General features: G+C 71.6%; 25 protein-coding genes. 16 read left to right on the forward strand and 9 right to left on the reverse strand.

The features are described from left to right. Nucleotides 1-66: 66 nt before the first annotated feature. The 5 genes from ACWGE1_RS11425 to ACWGE1_RS11445 form a co-directional block, all read right to left on the reverse strand. Nucleotides 67-618, reverse strand: coding sequence for a PepSY domain-containing protein (locus ACWGE1_RS11425; protein ID WP_453420285.1), 552 nt, complete (start codon nucleotides 616-618; stop codon nucleotides 67-69). Nucleotides 619-749: 131 nt separating this feature from the next. Further along, nucleotides 750-1,253: a MarR family winged helix-turn-helix transcriptional regulator gene (locus ACWGE1_RS11430; RefSeq protein ID WP_453420328.1), complete on the reverse strand. Its 504-nt coding sequence runs from the start codon at nucleotides 1,251-1,253 to the stop codon at nucleotides 750-752. A gap of 65 nt (nucleotides 1,254-1,318) precedes the next feature. Next, nucleotides 1,319-2,122, reverse strand: a complete 804-nt coding sequence (locus ACWGE1_RS11435) for an AIM24 family protein (RefSeq protein ID WP_453420329.1) — start codon at nucleotides 2,120-2,122, stop codon at nucleotides 1,319-1,321. 11 nt (nucleotides 2,123-2,133) lie between these two features. Further along, nucleotides 2,134-2,784: an AIM24 family protein gene (locus ACWGE1_RS11440; protein WP_453420286.1), complete on the reverse strand. Its 651-nt coding sequence runs from the start codon at nucleotides 2,782-2,784 to the stop codon at nucleotides 2,134-2,136. Further along, nucleotides 2,784-3,422 carry an AIM24 family protein gene (locus tag ACWGE1_RS11445; RefSeq protein ID WP_328961622.1) on the reverse strand — a complete coding sequence of 213 codons (639 nt, stop codon included), beginning with the start codon at nucleotides 3,420-3,422 and terminating at the stop codon, nucleotides 2,784-2,786. The genes ACWGE1_RS11440 and ACWGE1_RS11445 overlap by 1 nt, the downstream gene beginning before the upstream one ends. Nucleotides 3,423-3,619: 197 nt before the next feature. Between ACWGE1_RS11445 and ACWGE1_RS11450 the strand changes: the two genes are divergently transcribed. From ACWGE1_RS11450 to ACWGE1_RS11480, 7 genes are all read left to right on the forward strand, one after another. After that, entirely contained in the window at nucleotides 3,620-3,964 is a 345-nt protein-coding gene (locus ACWGE1_RS11450) for a DUF3817 domain-containing protein (RefSeq protein WP_453420287.1), read from the forward strand. Further along, on the forward strand, nucleotides 3,961-4,257 hold the full coding sequence (locus ACWGE1_RS11455; RefSeq protein WP_453420288.1) for an MTH1187 family thiamine-binding protein: 297 nt from the start codon (nucleotides 3,961-3,963) through the stop codon (nucleotides 4,255-4,257). Before ACWGE1_RS11450 ends, ACWGE1_RS11455 begins: the two co-directional genes overlap by 4 nt. A gap of 174 nt (nucleotides 4,258-4,431) precedes the next feature. Then, the gene (locus tag ACWGE1_RS11460) at nucleotides 4,432-5,130 is read left to right on the forward strand and encodes a hypothetical protein (protein ID WP_453420289.1); all 699 of its coding nucleotides are present in this window, start codon (nucleotides 4,432-4,434) and stop codon (nucleotides 5,128-5,130) included. Next, nucleotides 5,127-5,816 carry a DUF4166 domain-containing protein gene (locus tag ACWGE1_RS11465; protein WP_453420290.1) on the forward strand — a complete coding sequence of 230 codons (690 nt, stop codon included), beginning with the start codon at nucleotides 5,127-5,129 and terminating at the stop codon, nucleotides 5,814-5,816. The genes ACWGE1_RS11460 and ACWGE1_RS11465 overlap by 4 nt, the downstream gene beginning before the upstream one ends. Beyond that, nucleotides 5,813-6,442, forward strand: coding sequence for a TetR/AcrR family transcriptional regulator (locus ACWGE1_RS11470; RefSeq protein ID WP_453420291.1), 630 nt, complete (start codon nucleotides 5,813-5,815; stop codon nucleotides 6,440-6,442). Before ACWGE1_RS11465 ends, ACWGE1_RS11470 begins: the two co-directional genes overlap by 4 nt. Nucleotides 6,443-6,629: 187 nt before the next feature. Continuing rightward, entirely contained in the window at nucleotides 6,630-8,393 is a 1,764-nt protein-coding gene (locus ACWGE1_RS11475; protein WP_453420330.1) for a glycosyltransferase family 2 protein, read from the forward strand. 3 nt (nucleotides 8,394-8,396) lie between these two features. Continuing rightward, nucleotides 8,397-10,373 (forward strand): galactose oxidase-like domain-containing protein, encoded by a 1,977-nt coding sequence (locus ACWGE1_RS11480; protein WP_453420292.1) that lies wholly within the window; start codon nucleotides 8,397-8,399, stop codon nucleotides 10,371-10,373. A 25-nt stretch (nucleotides 10,374-10,398) separates the two neighbouring features. Here ACWGE1_RS11480 and ACWGE1_RS11485 read toward each other — a convergent pair whose 3' ends face one another. From ACWGE1_RS11485 to ACWGE1_RS11495, 3 genes are all read right to left on the reverse strand, one after another. Beyond that, nucleotides 10,399-12,069 carry an RICIN domain-containing protein gene (locus tag ACWGE1_RS11485; protein WP_453420293.1) on the reverse strand — a complete coding sequence of 557 codons (1,671 nt, stop codon included), beginning with the start codon at nucleotides 12,067-12,069 and terminating at the stop codon, nucleotides 10,399-10,401. A 265-nt stretch (nucleotides 12,070-12,334) separates the two neighbouring features. Continuing rightward, nucleotides 12,335-13,375, reverse strand: a complete 1,041-nt coding sequence (locus tag ACWGE1_RS11490) for a glycoside hydrolase family 6 protein (protein ID WP_453420294.1) — start codon at nucleotides 13,373-13,375, stop codon at nucleotides 12,335-12,337. 100 nt (nucleotides 13,376-13,475) lie between these two features. Continuing rightward, complete coding sequence (locus ACWGE1_RS11495) at nucleotides 13,476-14,471, reverse strand: DUF5937 family protein (protein ID WP_453420295.1); 996 nt, start codon at nucleotides 14,469-14,471, stop codon at nucleotides 13,476-13,478. Nucleotides 14,472-14,598: 127 nt separating this feature from the next. Here ACWGE1_RS11495 and ACWGE1_RS11500 point away from each other — a divergent pair, with 127 nt between their 5' ends. The 5 genes from ACWGE1_RS11500 (at nucleotide 14,599) to ACWGE1_RS11520 (ending at nucleotide 19,096) form a co-directional block, all read left to right on the forward strand. Continuing rightward, nucleotides 14,599-15,855 (forward strand): MFS transporter, encoded by a 1,257-nt coding sequence (locus ACWGE1_RS11500; protein WP_453420296.1) that lies wholly within the window; start codon nucleotides 14,599-14,601, stop codon nucleotides 15,853-15,855. Nucleotides 15,856-15,876: 21 nt separating this feature from the next. Further along, a complete protein-coding gene (locus ACWGE1_RS11505; protein ID WP_453420297.1) occupies nucleotides 15,877-16,386 on the forward strand; it encodes a MarR family winged helix-turn-helix transcriptional regulator in 510 nt (169 codons plus the stop codon). 74 nt (nucleotides 16,387-16,460) lie between these two features. Continuing rightward, nucleotides 16,461-16,790, forward strand: a complete 330-nt coding sequence (locus ACWGE1_RS11510) for a DUF3817 domain-containing protein (protein WP_453420298.1) — start codon at nucleotides 16,461-16,463, stop codon at nucleotides 16,788-16,790. Nucleotides 16,791-16,888: 98 nt separating this feature from the next. Beyond that, the gene (locus ACWGE1_RS11515) at nucleotides 16,889-18,589 is read left to right on the forward strand and encodes an acyl-CoA mutase large subunit family protein (protein WP_150259446.1); all 1,701 of its coding nucleotides are present in this window, start codon (nucleotides 16,889-16,891) and stop codon (nucleotides 18,587-18,589) included. 99 nt (nucleotides 18,590-18,688) lie between these two features. Then, nucleotides 18,689-19,096, forward strand: a complete 408-nt coding sequence (locus tag ACWGE1_RS11520) for a hypothetical protein (protein ID WP_453420299.1) — start codon at nucleotides 18,689-18,691, stop codon at nucleotides 19,094-19,096. Nucleotides 19,097-19,123: 27 nt separating this feature from the next. On the opposite strand, the gene ACWGE1_RS11525 is transcribed toward ACWGE1_RS11520, so the two are convergent. Further along, nucleotides 19,124-19,744, reverse strand: a complete 621-nt coding sequence (locus ACWGE1_RS11525; RefSeq protein WP_453420300.1) for a TetR/AcrR family transcriptional regulator — start codon at nucleotides 19,742-19,744, stop codon at nucleotides 19,124-19,126. 249 nt (nucleotides 19,745-19,993) lie between these two features. Between ACWGE1_RS11525 and ACWGE1_RS11530 the strand changes: the two genes are divergently transcribed. From ACWGE1_RS11530 to ACWGE1_RS11545, 4 genes are all read left to right on the forward strand, one after another. Then, the gene (locus ACWGE1_RS11530; protein ID WP_453420301.1) at nucleotides 19,994-20,998 is read left to right on the forward strand and encodes a tetratricopeptide repeat protein; all 1,005 of its coding nucleotides are present in this window, start codon (nucleotides 19,994-19,996) and stop codon (nucleotides 20,996-20,998) included. Nucleotides 20,999-21,626: 628 nt separating this feature from the next. Continuing rightward, nucleotides 21,627-22,271: a DUF6230 family protein gene (locus ACWGE1_RS11535; protein ID WP_453420302.1), complete on the forward strand. Its 645-nt coding sequence runs from the start codon at nucleotides 21,627-21,629 to the stop codon at nucleotides 22,269-22,271. Between the two features lie 107 nt (nucleotides 22,272-22,378). Then, entirely contained in the window at nucleotides 22,379-22,960 is a 582-nt protein-coding gene (locus ACWGE1_RS11540; protein WP_453420303.1) for a DUF6114 domain-containing protein, read from the forward strand. Further along, entirely contained in the window at nucleotides 22,950-24,236 is a 1,287-nt protein-coding gene (locus ACWGE1_RS11545; protein ID WP_453420304.1) for a hypothetical protein, read from the forward strand. Before ACWGE1_RS11540 ends, ACWGE1_RS11545 begins: the two co-directional genes overlap by 11 nt. The last annotated feature ends 25 nt before the right edge of the window (nucleotides 24,237-24,261 follow it).

Below are 24,261 nucleotides of genomic sequence, written 5' to 3' on the forward strand. Positions count from 1 at the left end.
GGCCTTTCCGCCCCGGCGTCCACCGTGATCTAAAATCATTTCCTCGACGTCAGCGTCTGATGTGTATCAGTCAAAGGAGTCCGAGTCGGACTGCGCGGTGACCTTGCCGGTCGTGGGGTCCACGGAGGCGTCCCACGTCTTGCCGTCGGAGTCCCTGACCTCGACGTGCCAGTACGGCGCCTGGCCGTTGTCGCCGGAGTCCCATTCGACGGTCCACGCCGTGCCCGGGTGGGCGGCCACGGCGGCCTTGGCGGCCTGCGCTGCGGTGATCTTGGCCGCGAGCAGCCCCTTGTGCTCGCCCGGGTCCTCGTCGGTGTCCACGTTCTGCCGGGTGACCTTGCCCGTGGCGGCGTCGACCTCCAGCTCGGCGTGGCCCTTGCCGTCCTTGGTGATCACGTCGACGTGCCAGATGTCGCCGTCCCGGTCGAGGGACTCGACCACGCCCGGGTAGTCCTTCAGGGCGGCGGCGAGGGCCTGCTCGGCCGAGACGTCGACGCGGGCGGCGGCCGCGGGAGCGGTAGCCGCCATGTCGGTGGACACTGCGGCGGCGGTCGCCACGGGGCCTGCGATCAGCAGGGCCACGGACGCGGCCGCTGAGACGAACACGGTGCGCTTCATGGGCTTGGACCTCCTCAGGCCGGCCCACGGATACCGGGCCGGCAGCGAGCGTTCCCAGCCATTGTCGGGCCGATGGCCGCCCGGGGCGCGACGAGCCCGTAAGGCCCGCACCGCCCGGACGGCCCCCGGCCTCAGACCTTGCCGCGGTTGTCGCGCAGGTGCTCCGCGACCGGGGCCAGCGAGGCGCGCAGCGCCGCCAGGGCCTCCGGCGGCAGCAGGTCGATGAAGTGCTGCCGGACGGACGCCACGTGGTGCGGGGCGACCTTGCGCATCGTCTCCATGCCCTCGTCCGTGAGCACCGCGTACAGGCCGCGGCGGTCGGACTCGCAGTTCACACGGCGGACCAGGCCCGCCGTCTCCATGCGTGTGATCTGGTGCGAGAGCCGGCTCTTGGACTGGAGCGTGGCGGTCGCAAGATCGCTCATGCGCATCCGGTGCTCCGGCGACTCCGAGAGGTTCACGAGGATCTCGTAGTCGTTGTTGGTGAGTCCGAAGGGCTGGAGATCCTTTTCCAGCTGGTGCATCAGCAGTCTGCTGACGTCCAGGTGGGTGCGCCAGGCGCACTGCTCGGCGTCGCTCAGCCAGGGGGTCCCCCCGGACGGAGTCTGGGGGAGGGCGGCCGTCTCGGTCTCCATGGTCTCCATGAATGAACTCTACCTAAGAAGTTGAATTGCGTACAAAAAATCCGGGATGTGGGGGCTCACAGTCCGAGGCGGCGCTGGAGATCACCCAGCTGCCCCGGCATCCGCGGCACGCCCAGCTGCCCCATCGGGCCCTGACCGGCCCCCGGAACACCCTGTGCGTTGCCCGTGGCCGCCCCGGCGCCGACCGTGCCGATCGCCTGCTCGGCCATCAGCATCTCCGACGACTGCAGCAGCACCGTCCCCGCACCGACGAACTCGAACTGATGCTCCTCGCCCGAGCTGCCCCCGATGCCGGTGAGCGAGCGCAGTCCGCCCATCACGCCCGTCATGTACCCGTGGTCGTAGTGGTGGCACGGCGAGGGGCAGTCCGCCCAGCCCACCAGTGCCTGAGGGTCCACGCGCAGCGGCGGTTCCATGAACACCACCGGTCCGTTGGACGCCGCCACGAACTTCCCGGTTCCGATCAGCGTCAGGAAGCCCGGAACGATCGACTGCTTCAGGGCGAGCGAGGGCTGGTAGGCGAGCAGGTTGCCCGACCGGATGGTCAGGTTGCCGTTGTCCAGGTCGTACGAGTTCACGTCGAAGGCCCGGTCGGCCAGCAGCATCTTGCCGCTGCCCTCGGCGACCACCCAGTCGCTGGCGTGCAGCGGGGAGTGGAAGCTCGTGCGCAGCAGCCGGTCGAAGCGGCCGTTGCCGATCCCGTTGAAGTCGATGTTCCCGTAGTACGAGATCATCTTGCCCTTCTGCAGGAACCACTGGCTCCCCTTGAGCTCCACGCAGAAGGTGTACGCGTTCACGTTGTCGTCGGAGGGCAGCGTGTACGGGTCGAAGACCGTCGGGCCGCCCGGTCCGCCGGTCACAGGGCCAAAGTTCACAGCTTCTCCTCGGAGGCCTGTACGTACACCGCGCCCTGACCGGACAGCTCCAGCTGGAACGCCTCGCCCGAGCCGCGCCCCACCATGTCCCGCCAGCCGAGCGCGGTGGAGAGCTTGTTGCGCACGTCACCGTGGTGGGCGACGTAGGCCTGAGGATCCACGTGGATCGGGCGCTGGGGGGTGATCGGCAGCTCGATGACCCCGCCGTGGGCCATCACGGCGACGGAGCCGTGGCCCTTGAGGGTGGTGGTGAAGAGGCCCTGGCCGGTTACCTGACCGCGGACCATGCCCATGACGCCGCCCTGGGAGCCCATGAACATCGTGCCCTGCTGGAGGGTGCCGTCGAAGGCGAGCAGCCGGTCGGCCTCGACGTAGAGGGTCTCACCGGTCAGGTTGATGACCTGGATGTGGTGGCCTCCGTGGCCGAACATCACGGTGCCGCTGCCCTCGACCGACATCAGCGGGGTCTGCTCGTTCGCCACCCGGCGCCCGATCATGCCCATGACCCCGCCCTGACCGCCCGTCAGGCTCGGGGTGAAGGAGACGTCGCCGCGGTACGCGAGCATCGCGCCGCGCTGGCTGTACATCTTCTGGCCAGGGACGACCTGGGCCTCGACCATCTTCGAGTTGATTTCGCGGAACGGCATCAGATGTCGCCCCCGACGGTGTTGCGCTCGCTGGGCTGCACGTAGACCAGGCCCTCGCCCTCGAAGCGGATCTGGAACGACTCGCCGGAGCCCTCGCCGATGAGTGTGCGGAAGTTCACACCGGACTGGAAGGACTGCTGGAGGTTGCCGGTGTGCGCGATGTACGCACCGGGGTCGACGGAGAGCGGGTACTGGGCGCTCACGCGCAGCACCACCGCCGGGCCGTCGGACATGATCGCGGCCTGGCCCGAGCCCTCGACGGTCGTGGTGAACAGGCCGTTGCCCGTCGTCGCACCCCGCAGGCCGGTGAAGGTGGTGCCGGTGCGCAGACCGGCGTCGGTGCACAGCAGGTTGCTGGACTCGACGTAGAGCTTCTCGCCGCGCAGGTCGACCAGGTTGATCTCACTCGCGCGGTCGGCGAAGAAGCAGGTGCCGTGCCCCTGCACTTCCATCACTGTCATCTGTTCGCCGGTCAGCCGGCGGGTCACCATGCCGCGGAGGCCTTCGCCGCCGCCGGTCATCTTCTTGAAGGCCATCTGCCCGTCGTACGCGACCATGGAGCCGTTCTTCGCTTTCACGGCGTCCCCGGTCAGGTCGACGGCCAGCACCTTGCTGCCTTGGAGTCGGAACTGAGCCACGGGAAGACGTTATCGGCAGCGGGCGACCCCGAACAGGGCCCCGTGGACGATATATGCCACACCCGGGAGATATCGGTGCGCTGCAGACGTGCTCCCGGCCCGCCGCGCGCGGTGCGCGGGAGGAGGGGCCGGGTCAAGATCCCGTAAAGCGACTGAGACACTGGAATGGACCCTGGCCTCCACCCCGAAGGTTCCACGTGGACATCAAGACCGCCTCCGCCCTGCACCGACTGCGCCTCATCTCCGTCCCGGAGGCGCTGTCGTTCCCGGCTCTGCTGATCTTCGGCTCGCTGCTGAGCCGGGTCTCGGACATCGACTACCTGATGATGCCGCTCGGTGCCATCCACGGGATCCTGTTCCTCGTGTACGTGGTCTGCCTGTTGGACGTCTGGAGCACGGCGAAGTGGCCCTTCAAGAGGGTCGCGCTGTTCTTCGTCCTCTCGCTGGTTCCCTTCGGCGGTCTGTACGGCGACAAGCTGCTCAAGCGGGAAGAGGCCGACAGCGTGGTGGCGGCCCGTGCGCGCGAGGCGGCCGGCGCGTGATCGTCGCATTCTCGGTGACCCCCCTGGGGGTCGGCGAAGAGGTCGGGGAGTACGTCGCCGACGCGGTCCGGGTGGTCCGCGAGTCCGGGCTGCCGAACCGCACCGACGCCATGTTCACCACCGTGGAAGGTGAGTGGGACGAGGTCATGGACGTGGTCCGGCGCGCGGTGGCCGCCGTCGAGGAGAGGGCGCCCCGCGTCTCCTTCATCCTCAAGGCCGACATCCGCCCCGGGGTCCACGACGGGATCACCTCGAAGGTCGAGACCGTGGAGCGGCACCTCTCCGGGAGCTGAAGCACCCGCCCACCGGCCCCACTTCATCCGGTATTTCCCAAAGCGCCCCCGGCCTCCCGGCCGGGGGCGCTTCCGTATGTCCCGAACGGCCCGCCACCGCAGTTTGAGCGATCGCTCAACTTCCCCTAAGGTGCCGTTTGAGCGATCGCTCAACACGGGAAACGGGGGGCGGAGATGGGCCTGTACGTAGAGACGGTGATCCGGGCCGGGATGGACGAACTCTGGGAACGCAGCCAGGATCCGGCGCAGCACCAGCGGTGGGACCTGCGGTTCACCTCCATCGGCTACCTCCCGCGCGCCGAGGGCGAACCGCAGCGGTTCCGGTACGCGACCCGCGTACTGCCGTTCCTCTCCGTCGACGGGACCGGGATCTCCGCCGGAGAGCGGCACCGGGACGACGGAACCCGGGTCTCCGCCCTGCGGTTCGCCTCGGAGCATCCGCTGTCGCTGCTCGCCGAGGGCAGCGGGTACTGGCGCTACGTCCCCGGCCCCGACGGGATCCGCTTCCTCACCGGCTACGACTACCGCCCGCGCTGGGGCCGCTTCGGAGCCCTCGCCGACCGCCTGGTGTTCCGCCCCCTCATGGGCTGGGCCACCGCCTGGTCCTTCGACCGGCTGCGGCTGTGGTGCGAGCGCGGGACCACCCCGGGCCGGGCCCTCGCCCGGGCGATCGGCGAGAGCGCCGTGCGCGCCCTGCTGTGCGCGGCCGCCCTCGTGTACGCGCCGCCGGTGGCCGCCCTGCCGGTCCTGGCCGCCGCCCTGTTGCTGCCCCCGCTGCCCGGCACGCCCGCCGCCCGCCGCTGCCTGCGCACCCCGCCCGGCCGCACCCCCGCCTCCGCGCCCCGCCTGCTCAGCACCCTGGAGCCGTCATGACCTCCATCTTCCGGGCCCACATGGGCGCCGACTTCGACCGTCTGCACCCGCAGATCCAGCGCCGATTCTCGGTCGGGCTGACGAGCGGCGAGGGCTGCATCGGCCGCGGCACCATGGACCGGATATGGCACGGGCCCGGCTACGTGAAGCCCTTCCTGCGCCTCGGCGGCATGCGCAACATCCTGGTGCCGCGCGAGGGGCGCAACGTCCCCTTCGTCATCGAGAACCTCCCTTACCTCGACTCCTTCGGGCGCGAGACCGTCACCTTCGTGCGGACCTTCCGGCTCCCCGGCGGACCCCACCGCTTCGACGCCACGATGGTCCACAGCCCCGAGCGCGACTGCGTCCTCGACTACCTGGGCACGCACCAGCACCTCGCCAGCGACCTCCACATGAGCGCCGAGCCCGACGGCTCGCTGCTCATCCGCTCCGGTGAACACCGCTTCCGCGAGGGCCCCGTCGACGTCCGCGTCCCCGACCTGATCGGCGGCGAGGCCGAGGTCCGCGAATCCTTCGACGACGCCACCGGCCGGTTCCGGATCCGGGTGCGCGTGGTCAACCGCCGCTTCGGTCCGCTCTTCGGCTACGAAGGCTCCTTCACCGCGGAGTACGTCGACGCCCGCGACCGGTGGGCGACGGGGCTCTGCGGCGACCTGCGTCCCGTCCGCGAGGAGGTGCGGGCGTGAGCGCGGCCACCAAGGAGAAACTCCTCGAAGGAGCCCTGCGCACCCTGGTCGAGCAGGGCATCGCCAAGGCCTCGGCCCGCACCATCGCGACCACCGCCGGGGTCGGACAGGGCCTGATCTTCTACCACTTCGGCTCCGTGGACGAGCTGCTCGCCGCGGCCTGCCGCCACGGCGCCGAGCAGCGGGTGGCCCGCTACCGCGAACGGCTCGCCGGGCTCGGCAGTCTCACCGAGCTGCTGGAGTTCGCCCGCTCGATGCACGAGGAGGAGCGGGCCGCCGGGAACGTCGCCATGCTCGGGCAGCTGCTGGCCGCCGGGCAGAACTCGCCCACCCTCGCCGCCGCCACCGCCGACGGGCTCGGGCTGTGGATCCAGGAGCTGGAGACGGTCCTCACCCGGCTGCTGGCGGCGACGCCGCTGGACGGGTACACCGACCCGGCGGGGCTGGCCCGGGCCACGGCCGCCTCCTTCATCGGCATCGAGCTGTACGAAGGGGTGGACCCGCAGGGTGCCGGCAGCGCGCTCGACGCGCTGGAGCAGCTCGCCGGACTGGCCGCGGTGCTGGAGGGCCTGGGCTCCCTGAGCCAGCGCGTGGTGCGGCACGGGCTGCGGCGCGGGACCCGCTGACCGCCGGCCGCCGACCCGCTCCGGGCCGCGACCGGCCGCGCGCGTCACCCGTACGGCCCAGTGGACCGGGACCCGGGCAAGGACCGCCCGGTCGGCCGATCCCCGTTCGACACACCCCGGCCTGTCCCCTTTCGTAGGGGTAACAGCCTCGGCGGATCGAGCACCGGGAGGGACCGTGGGAGGGACTGTGCAGCCGGAAGGCTTCGACTACGACACACACAGCCGTCTCGCCGGCCCGTTCGCGGAACCGGTCCTCGGCCCCGACGGCGTCCACCACGTGGCGTACCGCTCCCTGCTCTCGCGCGAGGAGCTCCGCACCCGAATACGGGCGATCGCCCTCATGACGCTCGCCCCGGTGGCCGCGGCCGGTCTGCTGCTCTACCTCGTCTGGCCCACCCACTGGACCGTCCGGGAGGGCGCCGCCCGCTGGCTGATCGTCTGCGATGCCGTGATGCTCTGCTCCATCGCGCTGATCATGCTGTTCACCCTGGTCAACGTGGTGTCGATCGCCCACGCCACGATGGCCGCCCGCGACCCCGTCCCCGTACCGGCCGAGCCGGGCACCCGCGTCGCGTTCCTGACGACCTACGTCCCCGGCAAGGAGCCGCTCGCCATGGTGCGGGCCACCCTCCAGGGCGCGCGGCGCATCCGGCACGACGGGCCGCTGGACGTATGGCTGCTGGACGAGGGGGACGACCCGCAGGCCAGGGCGCTGTGCGCCAGGCTCGGCGTACGGCACTTCACCCGCAAGGGCGTGCCCGAGTGGAACACGGCCAAGGGCGCCCACCGGGCGCGGACCAAGCACGGCAACTACAACTCCTGGCTCGTGCGGCACGGCGACGACTACGAGTTCTTCGCCTCCGTCGACACCGACCACGTACCGCTCGCGAACTACCTGGAGCGGATGCTCGGCTTCTTCCGCGACCCCGACGTCGCCTTCGTCGTCGGCCCGCAGGTCTACGGCAACTACACCGAGGCCGTCACCAAGGCCGCCGAGTCCCAGCAGTACCTCTTCCACGCCCTGATCCAGCGCGCCGGCAACCGCTACGGCGCCCCCATGTTCGTGGGCACCAACAACGCCGTACGCATCAGTGCCCTGCGGCAGATCGGCGGACTGTACGACTCCATCACCGAGGACATGGCCACCGGCTTCGAGCTCCACCGCAGCAGGAACCCGGCCACGGGCCGGTTCTGGCGTTCCGTCTACACCCCCGACGTCCTGGCCGTCGGGGAGGGACCCGCCTCCTGGACCGACCTCTTCACCCAGCAGCTGCGCTGGTCGCGCGGCACCTACGAGACCCTGTTCAAGCAGTACGGGAAGAGCTTCTTCACGATGCCCGCCGGACGCCGGCTCAACTACACGCTGATGCTCGTCTACTACCCGATGACCGCGGTGAACTGGCTGCTCGGCATCCTCAGCTGCGTCCTGTTCCTGTGGTTCGGCGCCTCCGGCACCCAGGTCTCCTCCAAGGTCTGGCTGATGCTCTACGCCGACGCGGCCGCCCTCCAGGTGGGCCTCTACCTGTGGAACCGCCGCCACAACGTCTCGCCCCACGAACCGGCCGGATCCGGCGGCGTCGCGGGCATGGCGATGTCCGCCGTCTGCGCGCCCGTCTACCTCAGGTCACTCGGCTCCGCGGTGCTGCGCACCGAGGGCCGTTTCGTCGTCACCCCCAAGGGCGGGGACGCCAGCCCCGACCGGCTGATGACCTTCCGCATCCACCTCTTCTGGGCCGCCGTCCTGATCGTCTCGCTGCTGGCATCCGTCCGCTTCGACCACACGCACGTCGCCATGCGGGTCTGGGCGGTGCTGGCGCTGGCCATCGCGCTCGCCCCGCTCGCCGTGTGGTGCGTGACGCGCGGCCGGGCCGGATCCCGGGGCGGGACGAAGGACGGAGGGTCCGAGCCGGGTGAGGAGCCGGCTTTCGTCCGGGCGACAGGAGGGAATTGAGCCATGGGCTACCGGCCGTCGAAGAAGTTCAAGAAGACCGCCCTGGGCGCCGGCGCCGTGCTGGTGCTGGCCGCGCTCAACGCGCCCGCCGCGATCTCCTTCGCCGAGGACAGGTACCACCTGTACAAGATCGGGCAGCCCAGCTACCGGATCCAGTACGGGTCGTGGGACCTCATCGGGCTCCCCGAGGAGCACCGGATCAACGCCATGCACGCGGCCCTGCTGCACACGGGCAAGGTGCTGCTCATCGCCGGCAGCGGCAACAACCAGAAGAACTTCGACAAGGGCACCTTCGACACCGTCCTGTGGGACCCGGCGGACAACACCTTCAAGAAGATCCCGACACCGGAGGACTTCTTCTGCGCCGGGCACAGCCAACTGCCCGACGGGCGACTGCTCGTGGCCGGCGGCACGGCCCGGTACGAGGTGCTCGACGGGAAGGTCACCCGGGCGGGCGGCCGGATGCGGGTCAAGAACGAGAACCCGGACAAGGCCGTCAAGCTGCGCAAGGGCACCCGGTTCCGGTCCCCCTCCGGGGTGGAGTACGAGGCGAAGTTCGACGTGATCGTGCCGAAGGCCAGGAAGAAGTTCGAGATCACCTACGGGCGCGGCGGGCAGGTCGTGCCGTGGAAGACCACGGTGGTCGCCGCCGAGTCACGGGTCTTCGTCGAGGCGGTGAAGACCGGCGCCGAGGGGCTGACCACGGAGGCCGCGCAGTACGAGGTGGTCGGGCTGACGGGCAAGGACGCCGACAACGTCTACGGGCTCGCGGAGCGGCTGAGCGCCGACAAACAGGACTTCCAGGGCATCAAATCGGCGTACGAGTTCGACCCGAAGGCCGAGAAGTACATCCGCGTCGACCCGATGAGCGACGCCCGCTGGTACCCGACGCTGGTGACCCTGGAGGACGGGCGGGTGCTCGCCGTCTCCGGGCTCAACGACGTGGGCGACGTGGTGCCCGGGGACAACGAGTACTACGACCCGCGGACCAAGAAGTGGTCGAAGGCCCCCTTCCACTACTTCCCGACCTATCCCGCGCTCTTCCTCATGCAGGGCGGCAAACTCCTCTACACCGGCTCCAATGCCGGCTACGGCCCGAAGACCAAGGGGCGCGAGCCGGGCGTGTGGGACCTCGAGACCAACGAGTTCAAGAAGGTGGGCGGGCTGGCGGAGCCGGAGCGGATGGAGACCTCCTCCTCGCTCCTGCTGCCGCCCGCCCAGGACCAGAAGGTGATGGTCCTCGGCGGCGGCGGGGTCGGCGAGTCCAAGCTCTCGTCCAGCCGGACCGCGATCGTGGACCTGAAGGAGGAGAACCCGGTCTTCCGGTCCTCGGCGCGGCTGCCGCGCGGCACCCGGTACCTGAGCAGCGTGCTGCTGCCGGACGACTCGGTCTTCACCACGGGCGGCTCCGCCGACTACCGGGGCCGGGGCGCCAGCGACATCCACAAGGCGCAGTTCTACTACCCGCGCACCGACTCCTTCGTGGCCGCCGCCGATCCGACCGTGGGCCGCAACTACCACTCCGAGGCGCTGCTGCTGCCCGACGGGCGGGTGGCGACCTTCGGTTCGGATCCGCTCTTCGCCGACAAGGACAACACCCGGCTCGGCAAGTTCGAGCACCGGCTGGAGGTGTACACGCCGCCGTACCTGTACCGGGACGCGGCCCTGCGTCCCGTACTGGGCTCAGGGCCCGAGGAGCCCGACGCGAACGGTCGGGCCACCTTCGCCGCGGAGCACCCCGAGCGGATCGAGCGGGCCCGCCTGATGCGGCCGAGCGCGGTCACGCACACCACGGACGTGGAGCAGCGCTCGATCGAGCTCGGGCTGACGAAGAAGGACGGCTCGATCACGGTCGAGGTGCCGCGGGACCGGACGCTGGTGCCGCCGGGCTGGTACATGCTGTTCGTGACCGACGCGCGCGGCACGCCCTCGGTGGCGAAGTGGCTCCAGGTGCGGGCCCCGGAGCCGGCCGCCCCGTAGGCCGGGCCGGCTCGCGGGCGGCGCCCTACGTCCGCCAGAGCAGCCAGGGTTCGGCGGTGCAGGACGCCTGCAGGGCCTGGTCGTTGTTCCCGCCGCTCGGGCGGACCGAGACGCACTTGCCGCTGTTGCGGTTGACCAGGTGCCAGGCCCGGTGCGGGGCGTTGTAGCGGAAGGTCCAGAACTGGTCGGGGAAGAGGCCGTTCTCGTCCCCGCACAGGTACTGGGTGACGAGGGCGTCGTCCGCCGTGCGGGCGGCGTCGACCGACAGGCACAGCCCGCTGTGCAGGTTGCGGAGCGCGTAGACGGTCCCCCCGGGGCCGCCGGCCTCGGCGGTGAGCCTCCAGAACTGGTCGGCATTCGCCCCGCAGCCGGTCTGTACGAGTCCCCCCGAGGGCACGGTGCTGCCGCGGTCGGTGGACAGGCACATCCTGCTGCCCGTGTTGCTCAGCCGGAACAGCCCGTCCGGCAGTGCGGGCGGGTCCTTGGGATCCTGCGGCGCGGACGGGGAGGGCGACGGCGCGGGACCGGACGGGGCGGCCCCGGAGGGTGCGGGCGCGGGGGGACGCGGTACGTCCTCCCGCGCGCCCGGAGCCGTCGTGGGCGCGGGGGCCGGCGTCGGGGCGGGGGCCGGTGCCGGCGCGGACGGTGCCGGTGACGGGCCGGGTCCGGGCGAGGACCCCGCGGGGAGGGGCACCGGGACCGGCCCGGGGGACGCGTCCGCGCGCGGTGCCTGATCGGCGGCCGACGCGGTGGCGTACGGCCGGGTGAGGAGGACCATGACCGCCGCGGCGGTGAGGGTGGTGATGCCGAACAGCGCGGCCGTGACCACCGCGACCAGCGGGAGTGCGCGCTCCTGCGGGCGGCGGCGCCGGTCGTCCGCCGGGGCGGCCGCCATGGACACCGCCCCGGTCGCCGCCGGGTCTTGCGGAGCCGGCTCCGACACGGTGACCGCCGCGGCGGACCGGGTGTCCACACGCTCCAGGACCACCCCTTCGACCGCCTCGCCGGCCCGGTCGAAGCCGTCCTCCCGTATCTCCTGCCACAGCCGGACGGCCTCCGCCCGCCGGTGGTCGAGCGCGCTGCCCACCAGCGCCAGTGCGAGGGACAGGTGCGGCCCCGCGGTCGCCTGCGGCCCGCCGGCGGCGGCGGATTGCGCCTGCGCGTCCGCGTACGCCCGGCGCGCCGCCGTCTGCACGGCCCGCGCCGTGTCCAGCTGGTCCAGGGCCTCGTCCAGATGCCGGTGTGCCCGCCCGGGCTCCGCCGCCGCGGGTGCGGGCGCCTCCCGCGCCGGGACCCGCAGCAGCATGGTGATGATGGCGAGCAGTCGGCTCACCAGCTCTCCCGACTCGGCGAGGTCCCGCTCCGCCTGCCGCAGCGCCTCGTCGAGCGCGGGCGCCGGGCCGAGTTCCACCTCAGCCGTCAGCGCGTCGTCGTGCAGCCGGCGGGCCTGCTCCAGCATGGCCCCGCGCCCGCGCGGATCGCGTACCCGGTCCCGTACGACCGCGTTGAGCCGCCCGAGCGGGATGATCCGCGCACCGCTGCGGTACTCGCCCCACAGGGTCTTGCCCCCGCCGTGGCGTTCGGCCAGTTCACGGACCGTCAGCGAATCGGTCATCGCCCGCAGGAACTGCGCGAGGGCGTTGGCCGCGTCCGTGGTTCCCCTGGGCGCCCCCTGTGGACGGCCTGCCTTCCCCATGCTTCCCCCTGCTGTCCGCGGACTCCGGGGCGGGGCGAGGCGGGCCCCGGACCGGCCCAGCGAACACCGCGGGCTCGCGAGGCGTCCACAGCCGGGCTCCGCCGGTGTCCGGAAAGCGGCCGGGGTGCGCGTACGGGGCAGCCGTGGGCCCGGGGCCGCGATGCCGAGGTGCCCGCCCGGTCCGGCAACGGGCCGGGAGCCGCGGGGACGGGGCGGACACGCGGGGACGCTCCGTCCCCGATGTGTGGGAATGGCCGGTTCCGCGTCATTCCCGGGCGCGGCGGGCCAGACCCAGGGCGTAGTCCGGCCACCAGGTGCCGGCGGCCGGGCCGCCGCGGCAGGTCCCGTCGGACTCGCCGGGCCGCTTGACCCAGAGGTACGCGTCGACGAGCGGGTCGTCCGTCCGGTCGGTCGGCGGCGTCCCGAGGGCGCGGCCCGGCGGATTGCACCAGGCCTGGGCACGGTTGCCGGGCAGCGGCCCGTCGCCGTTGCGGCTGGTGTCGATGACGAAGTGCTTGCCGCTGGTGCCCTTGGAGATCCTGGCGCCGTAGGCCCGGGCCGCCGCGTCGGGCTGGAAGTTGGAGACGTTGAGGGCGAAGCCGTCGGCGCGGTCGAGGCCCGCCTTGAAGAGGGGTTCGACGAGGTCCATCGGGTTGGGGATCCAGGCCGGGTTGCCGGCGTCCAGATAGACCTTGGTGTTCCGGTTCTTCTTCAGCCGGTCGACGGCCTCGGAGAGCAGCTGGTAGCGCTCGGCGTGGTGCTCGGGCCGGGTGCAGCCGTCGATGATGTGCGCGATGGCGTCCGGCTCCAGGATCACGACGGCCTTGGTGTCCTCGATGTTGTCCGCGAAGGCGCCGATCCAGCTGCGGTAGGCCCGGGCGTCGGGGGCGCCGCCCGCCGAGTGCTGCCCGCAGTCCCGGTAGGGGATGTTGTAGGCGGCGAGCAGCAGGGTCCGCCCGGTGGTCCTGGCCCCCGTCCTGGCCCGGCGGATCTCCGGGCCGGGGTCGCCCGCGGGTCCCCACAGGGTGAGCGGGCGGTCCGCGATCCTGCGCAGCACCTGGGCGTCGCTGTTGCGGCCCGCCGCCTCCCAGGCGGCGACCTGCCGGGCGGCGGCGCTGTGCGGATCCACCCAGAACGGGGACTCCTCGGCCGCGGCGATGGGGGAGGGGGCCCGGGGCGTGGCGGCGGGCGTCCCCCGCTCGGGCGTGGACGCCCCGCTGCACGCGGGGGCCGCAGCGAGGAGCAGGAGGAGGCCGAGGACGGGGGCGGGAGTTCTGAAACGCGGCCTGCGAGCGGCGGGGGGCATCCGGCTTCCTCGGGACGAAGGGTCGGGCAGCGGACCGGGATACCGGGATATCGTGACATGGCGGACAGTTGGCGCGACTGCGCGACACCGTGCCCAGGGGTCAGCGGGTGGGGTCCCCCGCCGTGAGGGCGATGGCCAGCGGAGTGCGCTCGTAGCGGACCTGGTGCCCGTGGCGGGCGGAGATGAGCAGGCCCGCCGCCCGCAGGACCCCCAAGTGGTCCGAGACCGTGGACGGGGCCAGACCGAGCCGGTGGGCCAGCGCCGTGGTGGAGGCCGGTTCCTCCAGCGCGCACAGCACCTGCGCCCGGGCCCGGCCCAGCAGTCGGGCGAGCGCGTCCGGGGTGTCCTCCCGCACCGGGGTCCACAGGGCGCCGATGCCCCGGGCCGCGTAGACCACGGTCGGCTGCCAGGGCGGGTCGAAGCCGCCCGCGATCTGCGGCCAGACGAAGGCGCTCGGCATGAGGAGCAGGCCCTGGCCGCCCAGGACGCGATCGTGGTGACTGGGCCGTTCGATGGACAGGGTGAGGGAGGCCGCGTCCCAGACGAGGTCCGGGTGCAGACCGTCGAAGAGCGATTCCAGCCCGCCGGCCGCGAGGCGCCGCGTGTGGAAGAGGATGTCCGCCTCCAGCAGGGCCCGCAGCCGCGGCCAGTGCGGCTCGATCAGGACGCTCCAGGCCCGCTCCAGCAGATCGGCCAGCTCGTGCACGGACCGCGCGGGATCGGCGAGCAGGGAGCGGCCCAGCTCGCTGTCGAGAGCGCCCGGCGTGCAGGCCAGCGACTTGCGCATGTCCTCGCGGGCCTCGGCCGGATCGGCCGCACGGATCAGCGCGAGCTCCTCCTCGAAGGAGACGCCGGGCCCGCCCGGCGGCGGGCTGATGAAGTCCGTACTGTGCCCCCGCCGCGGCATCAGCAGCCACAGCGGCCGCAGGTCCAGACCGTCGGCGGCGGCGCGGATCCGCTGGAGCCAGGGCAGGTGGTAGCCCTGCCGGTCGGGGCGCTTGAGGGTGCGGACCGCCTCCTGCGTCTCCCAGGCGGGCGACAGCGCGAACCGGCACCGCAGCAGATCCTCGTGCCCGAACCGGTAGTGCAGGCCCATCCCGGCCCCTTCCTCCTCCTCGCCCGACGACCCCGCCCCGCGTGGTCGCTGCCTCAATGATCGGGCACAGGATTCGGTCACAGGCGAATCTCTGGGGCACCGCACCCGGTCCCGGGACGCTGGGCCCATGCCAGCCGATACCCAGGCGCCCGGGCGGTCCGCACCGCCACCGGGCTACCGCTCCGTGTTCCGGGTCCGGGAGTTCCGGACCGTCTTCGCCGCCCACCTGCTGTCCGTGTTCGGCGTGGTCGTCGCCGAGATCTCGCTGTCCGTCCTCGTCTACCGCACCACCGGCTCGCCCCTGATGAGCGCGCTCACCTTCGCCCTCGGCTTCCTGCCGTACGCCCTCGGCGGCACCCTGCTCGCCGGGATCGCCGACCGCCACCCCGCCCGCCGGGTCCTCGTGACCTGCGACCTCGTCTGCGCGCTCTGCGCGGCGGCCATGGTGCTGCCGGGCACGCCGGTCGCCGCGCTCCTCGTGCTGCGCTGCGCGATGGCCTTCGTGGCACCGCTGTTCCAGGGCACGCGCAACGCCTCCCTCTCCGACGTCCTCGGCACCGGTGAGGCCTTCGTCCTGGGCCGCTCGCTGCTGCGCATGGTGGCCCAGAGCGCCCAGCTCATCGGCTTCGGCCTCGGCGGGCTGCTGCTCACCGTGCTCGCACCCCGCGGGGCCATCGCCCTCACCGCCGCCGGTTTCCTCGGCTCCGCGCTCCTGCTGCGGTTCGGCACCCGCAGCCGGCCGGCCCGCACCGGCGCCCGTACCTCCCCGCTCGCCGGACTGCGCGCCGTCCTCGGCCGGCGGCGGCTGCGCGCACTGATGCTGCTGTTCTGGCTGCCGCCCGTCTTCCTCGTCGCCCCCGAGGCGCTGCTCGCCCCCTACGCCGACGGCATCGGCGTCGGCACCGCCGCCCTGGGCCTGATGATGTGCGCGATGCCCGTCGGCACCATCGCCGGGGAGCTCTGGGCCGGCTCGGCCCTCAGCGCCCGGACCCGGTCGCGGATCGTGGCGCCGCTCGCCGCCGCCGGCCTGCTGCCGCTCCTGATCTTCGCGGTGCGCCCCGGCCTGCCCGTCGCCCTCGCCGCGCTGCTGCTCGCCGGACTGGCCCACGCGTACACCCTCGGACTGGACCAGTGGTACGTCGACGCCGTTCCCGACGAGCTGCGCGGGCGGGCGATGACCCTGCTCGGCACCGGCCTGATGACCCTCCAGGGCGTCGGCATGGCCCTGGCCGGCCTCGCCGCCGAGTTCCTCCCGGTGCACCGGGTCGTCACCGTCGCCGGGGTCCTCGGTACGGGCGTCGTCCTGCTGCTCCTGGCCGAACTCCGGGCCGCCGTCCGGCAGGAGGAACGACTGAGGGGTGAGACGGCCCCCGCCGTGAAGTGACCTCCCGGTAGGGTCGGACGCGTGCCCAAGCCGCTCAGCCTTCCCTTCGACCCCATCGCCCGCGCCGACGAACTCTGGCAGCAGCGCTGGGGACCCGTGCCCTCGATGGCCGCGATCACCTCGATCATGCGTGCGCACCAGATCCTCCTCGGCGAGGTCGACGCGGTCGTCAAGCCGTACGGGCTGACCTTCGCCCGGTACGAGGCGCTGGTGCTGCTCACCTTCTCCAAGGCGGGCGAACTGCCGATGTCGAAGATCGGCGAGCGGCTGATGGTGCACCCGACGTCGGTGACCAACACCGTGGACCGGCTGGTGAGGTCGGGGCTGGTCGCCAAGCGGCCCAACCCGAACGACGGCCGCGGCACCCTCGCCTCCATCACGGACAAGGGCCGCGAGGTCGTCGAGGCGGCCACGAAGGACCTGATGGCCGTCGATTTCGGCCTCGGCGCGTACGACGCCGAGGAGTGCGGGGAGATCTTCGCGCTGCTGCGCCCGCTGCGGGTGGCCGCCGCCGACTTCCAGGAGTCGTAGGGGGTCCTGCCGATCGGGCCGGGCCCCCGGGGCCGCGTCAAGATCGAGCAAAACGGACGGCTAGGCTCGTCCGCATGAAACGAAGCGTGCTGACCCGCTACCGCGCCATGGCCTACGTGACCGCGGTCATGCTCCTGATCCTCTGTGCCTGCATGGTGGCGAAGTACGGCTTCGACACCGGCGCCGATCTGACCTTCGTGGTCTCGCAGGCCCACGGTGTGCTCTTCATGATCTATCTGGCCTTCGCCCTCGACCTGAGCTCCAAGGCCAGGTGGCCCTTCGGCAAGATGCTCTGGGTCATGCTCAGCGGAACCATTCCGCTGGCCGCCTTCTTCGTCGAGCGCAAGGTCCGCGCCGAGGTCGAGCCGCTGGTCAGCGACTCGCCGGCGGCCGCCCAGGCCTGAGCGGGCGCGGGCACGAGGCGAGCGTCACCCACCCCCGGGGCGAGTCCCCGGGGGTTTGCCATCGACATTTACTAGGACGTCCTAGTAAATTCATGGGTATGGACGCTGACGCCATCGAGGAAGGCCGCCGTCGCTGGCAGGCCCGCTATGACAAGGCCCGCAAGCGCGAGGCAGACTTCACCACGCTCTCCGGCGACGAGGTCGAGCCGGTCTACGGACCCCGGCCCGGCGACGCGTACGAGGGATTCGAGCGCATCGGGTGGCCCGGCGAGTACCCGTACACCCGCGGGCTCCACGCCACCGGCTACCGGGGGCGGACCTGGACCATCCGGCAGTTCGCCGGCTTCGGGAACGCCGAGCAGACCAACGAGCGCTACAAGATGATCCTGGCCGCCGGCGGCGGCGGGCTCTCCGTCGCCTTCGACATGCCGACCCTCATGGGGCGCGACTCCGACGACCCCCGCTCCCTGGGAGAGGTGGGGCACTGCGGCGTCGCCATCGACTCCGCGGCCGACATGGAGGTCCTGTTCAAGGACATCCCGCTCGGCGACGTCACGACCTCGATGACCATCTCGGGTCCGGCCGTGCCCGCCTTCTGCATGTACCTGGTCGCCGCCGAGCGGCAGGGCGTGGACCCCGCCGTCCTCAACGGCACGCTCCAGACCGACATCTTCAAGGAGTACATCGCCCAGAAGGAGTGGCTCTTCGAACCCGAGCCGCACCTGCGCCTCATCGGCGACCTCATGGAGTACTGCACGAAGGGCATCCCGGCCTACAAGCCGCTGTCCGTCTCGGGCTACCACATCCGCGAAGCCGGGGCGACGGCCGCGCAGGAGCTCGCGTACACCCTCGCCGACGGCTTCGGCTACGTGGAGCTCGGACTCTCGCGCGGGATGGACGTCGACGCCTTCGCGCCCGGCCTCTCCTTCTTCTTCGACGCGCACCTCGACTTCTTCGAGGAGATCGCCAAGTTCCGCGCCGCGCGCCGGATCTGGGCCCGCTGGATGAAGGAGGTGTACGGGGCGAAGAGCGAGAAGTCCATGTGGCTGCGCTTCCACACCCAGACCGCCGGCGTCTCCCTGACGGCGCAGCAGCCGTACAACAACGTCGTGCGCACCGCGGTGGAGGCCCTCGCGGCCGTGCTCGGCGGCACCAACTCGCTGCACACCAACGCCCTCGACGAGACCCTCGCCCTGCCGAGCGAGCAGGCGGCCGAGATCGCCCTGCGCACGCAGCAGGTGCTGATGGAGGAGACCGGCGTCGCCAACGTGGCGGACCCGCTGGGCGGTTCCTGGTTCGTGGAGCAGCTCACCGACCGCATCGAGGCCGAGGCCGAGAAGATCTTCGACCAGATCAAGGAGCGCGGCCTGCGCGCCCACCCCGACGGGCAGCACCCGATCGGGCCGATCACCTCGGGCATCCTGCGCGGCATCGAGGACGGCTGGTTCACCGGCGAGATCGCCGAGTCGGCCTTCCAGTACCAGCGGTCGCTGGAGAAGGGCGACAAGCGCGTCGTCGGTGTCAACGTGCACCACGGGTCGGTCACCGGGGACCTGGAGATCCTCCGGGTCAGCCACGAGGTGGAGACCGTCCAGGTGCGGGAGCTGGCGGCCCGCAAGGCCCGGCGCGACGACGCCAAGGTCGACGCGGCGCTGAAGGCCATGCTGGACGCCGCCCGGGACGGGTCGAACATGATCCCGGCCATGCTGGACGCGGTGCGGGCCGAGGCCACGATGGGCGAGATCTGCAACGTCCTGCGCGACGAGTGGGGCACGTACACGGAGCCGCCGGGCTTCTAGGTCGTGTCCGCAGCCCGTCCCGGCCCGCTTGCGGATCGGACCGGAGCGCGCCCGGCAAAAGGTGTGCAGGGCCGGTCGTGGCACCCGTACGGTGGCGCCATGACCGGCCTTCCCGTTTCCGTGCTTGGTGTCAGCGCCCGTGTGGCGATGCAGACCGGCTGCGGTCCGTACGCGTACATCGTGGCCGACTTCGAGCCGCCCGGCCCCGGCGGGGAGTCGGAGTTCCGGCACACCGTGGCGGACCGCCGGCTCCCGCACGAGTTCCTGCCCGCGGTGTGGGAGGGGATCCGGGAGGGGCTGGGCGGGGTGGCGGCCGTCGTGGTCCTCACCGACGGCGGCTTCCACGAGGTCGACTCCCGCGATTCCGGCTACCGGCTCGCCGGCCGGTACGCCGGGCTGGCGGCGCTCGCTGCCGCCGGTCTGGGGGAGCCGCCCGAGGACCGGGGCCGGGGGATCCGGGTGAACTGGCCCGGGAAACCGGGGCCGGCGCCCGGGCCGCAGGCCTGAGCGGCACGGCGGCCGCGGCCGTGGGCCTCAGGCTGTCGCCGGACCCCGCAGGCCGTGCATCAGGAGGGCCGTGAAGGTGGCCACCCAGAGCTCGTCCACCGGTTCGGAGCTCACCAGGGCGCGGTGCACCACCGTCCCGGCGATCACGTCGAAGATCAGGTCCGTGGTGCGGCCGGCGAGGGACTCGTCCTCCTCGTACGGGAGTTCGCCGCGGGCCTGGGCCCGTTCGCGGCCCAGTACGACGAGACGTTTCTGCCTGTCCACGATCGCCGACCGGATCCGGTCGCGCAGGGCCTCGTCCCGGGTGGACTCGGCGACGACCGCCATCAGGGCGGTACGGGCCTCCGGGCGCCGCAGCAGCTCCGCGAACTGCAGGACCACGTTCTCGATGTCGGCCTCGAGGGAACCCCGGTCGGGGAGTTCGAGCGCGTCGAACAGCTCCGCCACCGCGTCCACGACCAGCTCGTTCTTGCCCGCCCAGCGCCGGTAGAGGGTGGTCTTGGCGACCCCCGCCCGGGCGGACACGTCGCCCATCGTCAGCTTCGACCAGCCGAGCTCGACCAGTGCGTCCCGGGTCGCGGCGAGGATCGCGGCGTCCGCGGCGGCACTGCGGGGACGACCGGTGCGGCCGGGGCTGGGGTTGCGCATGGCCGAGACCATACCCGCCGGTAGCCGAACCGGCCGTTGTGGTTCAGATCACGGGGCGGGAAGGGGAGCGACGGGCCGCCGGGGGAGTTACGCTACGGCTCGTAGCGTAAGAGCGACAACCACGCGAAGAGCTACTGGCGCCAGGTGGGGACCCGGCGCCGTCCAGCATCACGATCGCGACAGTACGGCGGCACGGCCAATTCACGCGATCTTTTTCGTCGGCGCGCGCACACGGGGGAGGATGTACGCATGCAGCCCAGAAACATGTCCATGAGCGGCGTCGTCGACCTCGCCGCGGTGAAGGCGGCCGGCGAGGCCAAGGCCAAGGCCGAGCAGGCCCGCGCCGAAGCGGCCCGCCAGGCCGGTCAGGCCGGCGGGGCGGGTCCGTCCGCCGGTGCGGTGCCGCCGTCCGCGCTCGTCATCGATGTCGACGAGGCCGGCTTCGAACGCGATGTGCTCCAGCTCTCCGCAGAGGTTCCGGTCGTCCTGGACTTCTGGGCCGAGTGGTGCCAGCCGTGCAAGCAGCTCAGCCCGCTGCTGGAGCGGCTGACCATCGAGGCGAACGGCCGCCTCGTGCTGGCCAAGGTCGACGTCGACGCCAACCAGATGCTCATGCAGCAGTTCCAGATCCAGGGAATCCCGGCCGTCTTCGCCGTGGTCGCCGGTCAGGTGCTGCCGCTGTTCCAGGGCGTGGCCCCCGAGCAGCAGATCCGCGAGACCCTCGCCCAGCTGGTCCAGGTCGCCGAGGAGCGCTTCGGGATCATCGGCATCGAGGTGGACCCGGACGCGGAGGGGGCCGCCGCGGCCGCCCCTGCCACGGACGAGATCCCGGCCGGCCCCCACGACGCACTGCTGGAAGCGGCCGTCGTCGCGCTGGACGCCGGTGACCTGGGCGGCGCCGTCCAGGCGTACAAGAACGTACTCGCGGACGACCCGGGCAACACCGAGGCCAAGCTGGGCCTGGCCCAGGCCGAGCTCCTCGCCCGGGTCCAGCACATGAACCCGCAGGCGGTGCGCGCCGCGGCGGCCGAGAACCCGCGCGACCCGGCGGCGCAGATCGCCGCGGCCGACCTCGACCTGGTCGGCGGTCACGTGGAGGACGCCTTCGGGCGCCTGGTGGACACCGTGCGGGTCACGTTCGGTGATGACCGCGACGCCGTGCGGCTGCGGCTGCTGGAGCTGTTCGAGGTCATCGGCGCGGACGACCCGCGGGTGTCGGCGGCGCGTACGGCGCTCGCGCGGGTGCTCTTCTAGGCCGGCTCCGGACCGGCTCCACGGCCGCTCCGAGCCTGCCGCGGCGAGTCCCGCGCGCCTTGCCGGGCCACCGGCGATTTGTTGACACGTAGATAAACAGCGGCCGCGCTTTGCCAAAACTTGGTAATCGCGGCCGCTGTTACTCGCAGTAAATCGAACCCCGTGAACTGTCCGGTGTGTTCGTCATTCGTCCGTTCTGTCGTGGCCCTGGGTGACACCCTGTGTTGCTGCCCGACGTCGGGGGGTCGTACTCAGGTTATCTGGCCGTTACCCGCCAGTAACGAACCCCCTTGTGCCCCGGCCTGGAATGGACCACGATCGGCGACGCTCGGTCCTTCCCGCAGAGCCGCTCACTCGGAGCCGCGGTGGAGGGTCCCCACCGAGCCGGCCTGTGGCAGTGGCACCGGCCGTGGGACAGGGGGGTCTCTGCCGCACCGGCGGGGCCTGTCCTCCAGGTTGCGCGAACGCGTGGCCCAGTGGTTGTCGCTCGGGGGTGATCGCCGGTGTATCGGACGTGGCACAGCCGCGGCCCGGCCGCCTGCGCTCCTTCCCGAGGACGTAGCACTTCTCCCATCCCAGGACGGGCACGGCCCGGACCGGAGATGTACGTCCGAGAAGGAGGAACGAAATGAGTTCTCAGGTTCGTGGCGGGACCAGATGGAAGCGCTTCGCGCTCGTCATGGTGCCGAGCATCGCGGCCACGGCCGCGGTCGGTGTGGGTCTGGCGCAGGGCGCCCTCGCGGCGTCGTTCAGCGTCTCCGGCCAGGACTTCAAGGTCTCGGCCGACAAGCTCGACGGTGAAAACCTGATCCAGTACGGCGGCATCGCCAAGGGTCACGACCTGAAGACGGGCAAGGAGGTCGACCACCCGGTCACCATCTCCGGCTTCAGCAACGCCAAGATCACCAACATGTGCCAGTCCCTGGTCACCCCGACTCCGCTGGGCGCCATCACGCTCCAGCTGAAGACCGGTCACAAGGGCACGCCGGCCGAGGCGTCCAACATCTACCTGGATGTGGCCGAGCTCGACACCGACGCCGAGTTCACCAACCTGGACATCGGTGTCGCGGTCGGCGACCAGAGCCACAAGACCAAGCCGCAGGCCGGCACGGTCTCCAGCCCTTACGCGTTCTCGCAGCGCGCCGACCGGGCCATCCTGACGAACGTGAAGCAGAAGGCGTGGGCGACCACGGCGGGCACCTTCAAGCTGCCCAACCTGAAGCTGCGCCTGATGGGCGGCGACCAGCCGTGCTACCAGGACATCAAGGACTGATACGTCCCGGTGACTGACCGGAAGGGCGGGTGGCGGCAGCCGTCGCCCCCGCCCGTCCGGGCTCCACAGAGTTCTCAAGTACCACCGTTTCCAGGGAGCTGTTGTCCATGAACCCCCAGGCCCCGGTTTACGTTCGCGCAGAAGACGACGCCTGGCTCACCGTGGTGTATTACCACTTCCATGCCTGGAGCGGTCGCCGTCCCTTCTGGGCCGGGCTGTTCACGCTCCTCGGTGGCCTCCCGATCGCGTACTTCCCGTACGCGGACCTCCGGCTGGGCAATGTCAGCCTCGCCATGGCCACCACGGGCGGCGCGGGCGCACTGATCATCGGTGTACTGCTGATCACGCTGGGCCTGGCCCTCTGGTTCCAGGAGACCATCCGCGTCTTCGCCGGCGTGGCCGCGATCCTGCTCGCCCTGGTCTCGATCCCGGTGTCCAACCTCGGCGGCTTCTTCATCGGCTTCAGTCTCTCCATGGTCGGCGGAGCTCTCGCCCTGGCCTGGGCGCCGGGACAGCCGGCCGAGGAGCAGCAGCCCGCCTCCGAGCAGCCGGTCCCGGTCGGCCTGAGCAAGGCGGAGGCGACGGCGGACATGGGAGCCCCGGGCATTCCGGGTCCCCGTGGGACGGAAACGGCACACGCGAGCGAGACGACTGCCCACGCCGATGGCGGGAGGAACAGTGCGGGGTGACGAGACGCAGCGGGGTGTGGCCCCTGGCGCAGAGTCCCGTGTAGTGAAGGGGCCGCGCCACGCGGCACCCAGGAAGTCGCTGCTGAACAAGATCCAGATACCCGTCGGCAAGACGATGGCGCTCGCGGCGATGCCGACCGCCGTGTTCGTCGGGATGGGTATGGCGCCGAAGCTTGCGGTGGCCGACGACAAGGAGATCCCCTTCGCGCCCGGCCCGTGTGTGACGCGGTCCGACGAACCCGCGGAGACCGAGTCGAAGTCCCCGTCCCCCACGCCTTCGACGACGCCCTCGCCGAGCACGTCGCCCAGCGCGACGCCCTCTCCGTCCGCGTCGGCGTCCGCGAAGCCGAAGCCCACCACCTCTCCGTCGGCGGCCAAGCCCCCGGTGACGGACGAGAAGGCCCCGGCCCCGGTCACGACCCCGCCGCCGGACCCGGCCAAGTCCACGAACCCGCTCGACCCGCTGGGTCTGGGCGACGCACTCAAGGACCTGGTCGACGAACTCGGCCGGCCCCTCAAGGACGCGAAGGACAAGGCGACCCCGACGCCCGCGCCGTCCACCACCGCCAAGGCGACCCCGACCCCTGCTCCGACGGCGACCAAGCCCGCGACCCCGACCCCCGACCCGGCCGCGGACGCGATCCGCGAAGCGGCGAAGAAGGCCGGCGTCGAGGTCAAGGACCTGTCCGAGGAGGTCAAGAAGACCGAGAAGGACCCCAAGGACGAGACGGGCGAGGACGAGGACAAGGCCAAGGACGAGGACGCGAAGGACAAGGACGGGAAGCAGCCCTTCCCGTGCCCGACCTACGACGCCAAGGCCCTGGCCGACGCCGAGCTGGAGCAGGACGTCCCGCTCCTGCCGGACGAGCCCTGGTACCTCGACAGCTCCCTGCTGACCCTCTACGGCCTGGACTACCACGGCATCGTCGAGGTGAAGACGGGCAGCGGCAAGGTCAAGAAGGTCCTGAAGTTCACGGCGGACTCGCTCGACATCAAGGACCTGTACCAGACGGTCGGCAAGGGCGGGAACGTCGCCCACCTCAAGTCCCGTCCCGGCTCCACGTCCAAGATCCGCGGTGGCACGGTGACGATGTACACCGAGAGCCTCAAGGGGAACCTGTTCGGTCTGATCCCGATCGAGTTCACCCCGAACAGCCCGCCGCCCCTGAACGTCCCGTTCGCGTTCTTCACGGACGTGAAGGTCGTCCAGGCCGGCCAGTTCGGCGGCACGCTCACCGTTCCGGGCCTGAAGAACTACATCGGTCCGCCGGAGTAGCACCTGCTCGCACGATGGGCAGGAG

This window comes from Streptomyces sp. NPDC054932 (assembly GCF_053610205.1).

Excerpts from the sequence above, each read along its gene's own strand:
- ACWGE1_RS11430 (WP_453420328.1), bottom strand. The coding sequence starts at position 1,253 with ATGGAGACCGAGACGGCCGCCCTCCCCCAGACTCCGTCCGGGGGGACC.
- ACWGE1_RS11490 (WP_453420294.1), bottom strand. The coding sequence starts at position 13,375 with ATGCCCCCCGCCGCTCGCAGGCCGCGTTTCAGAACTCCCGCCCCCGTC.
- ACWGE1_RS11515 (WP_150259446.1), top strand. The coding sequence starts at position 16,889 with ATGGACGCTGACGCCATCGAGGAAGGCCGCCGTCGCTGGCAGGCCCGC.
- ACWGE1_RS11535 (WP_453420302.1), top strand. The coding sequence starts at position 21,627 with ATGAGTTCTCAGGTTCGTGGCGGGACCAGATGGAAGCGCTTCGCGCTC.
- ACWGE1_RS11525 (WP_453420300.1), bottom strand. The coding sequence starts at position 19,744 with ATGCGCAACCCCAGCCCCGGCCGCACCGGTCGTCCCCGCAGTGCCGCC.
- ACWGE1_RS11465 (WP_453420290.1), top strand. The coding sequence starts at position 5,127 with ATGACCTCCATCTTCCGGGCCCACATGGGCGCCGACTTCGACCGTCTG.
- ACWGE1_RS11530 (WP_453420301.1), top strand. The coding sequence starts at position 19,994 with ATGCAGCCCAGAAACATGTCCATGAGCGGCGTCGTCGACCTCGCCGCG.
- ACWGE1_RS11485 (WP_453420293.1), bottom strand. The coding sequence starts at position 12,069 with ATGGGGAAGGCAGGCCGTCCACAGGGGGCGCCCAGGGGAACCACGGAC.
- ACWGE1_RS11495 (WP_453420295.1), bottom strand. The coding sequence starts at position 14,471 with ATGGGCCTGCACTACCGGTTCGGGCACGAGGATCTGCTGCGGTGCCGG.
- ACWGE1_RS11510 (WP_453420298.1), top strand. The coding sequence starts at position 16,461 with ATGAAACGAAGCGTGCTGACCCGCTACCGCGCCATGGCCTACGTGACC.
- ACWGE1_RS11540 (WP_453420303.1), top strand. The coding sequence starts at position 22,379 with ATGAACCCCCAGGCCCCGGTTTACGTTCGCGCAGAAGACGACGCCTGG.
- ACWGE1_RS11500 (WP_453420296.1), top strand. The coding sequence starts at position 14,599 with ATGCCAGCCGATACCCAGGCGCCCGGGCGGTCCGCACCGCCACCGGGC.
- ACWGE1_RS11460 (WP_453420289.1), top strand. The coding sequence starts at position 4,432 with ATGGGCCTGTACGTAGAGACGGTGATCCGGGCCGGGATGGACGAACTC.
- ACWGE1_RS11520 (WP_453420299.1), top strand. The coding sequence starts at position 18,689 with ATGACCGGCCTTCCCGTTTCCGTGCTTGGTGTCAGCGCCCGTGTGGCG.
- ACWGE1_RS11425 (WP_453420285.1), bottom strand. The coding sequence starts at position 618 with ATGAAGCGCACCGTGTTCGTCTCAGCGGCCGCGTCCGTGGCCCTGCTG.
- ACWGE1_RS11480 (WP_453420292.1), top strand. The coding sequence starts at position 8,397 with ATGGGCTACCGGCCGTCGAAGAAGTTCAAGAAGACCGCCCTGGGCGCC.
- ACWGE1_RS11440 (WP_453420286.1), bottom strand. The coding sequence starts at position 2,784 with ATGCCGTTCCGCGAAATCAACTCGAAGATGGTCGAGGCCCAGGTCGTC.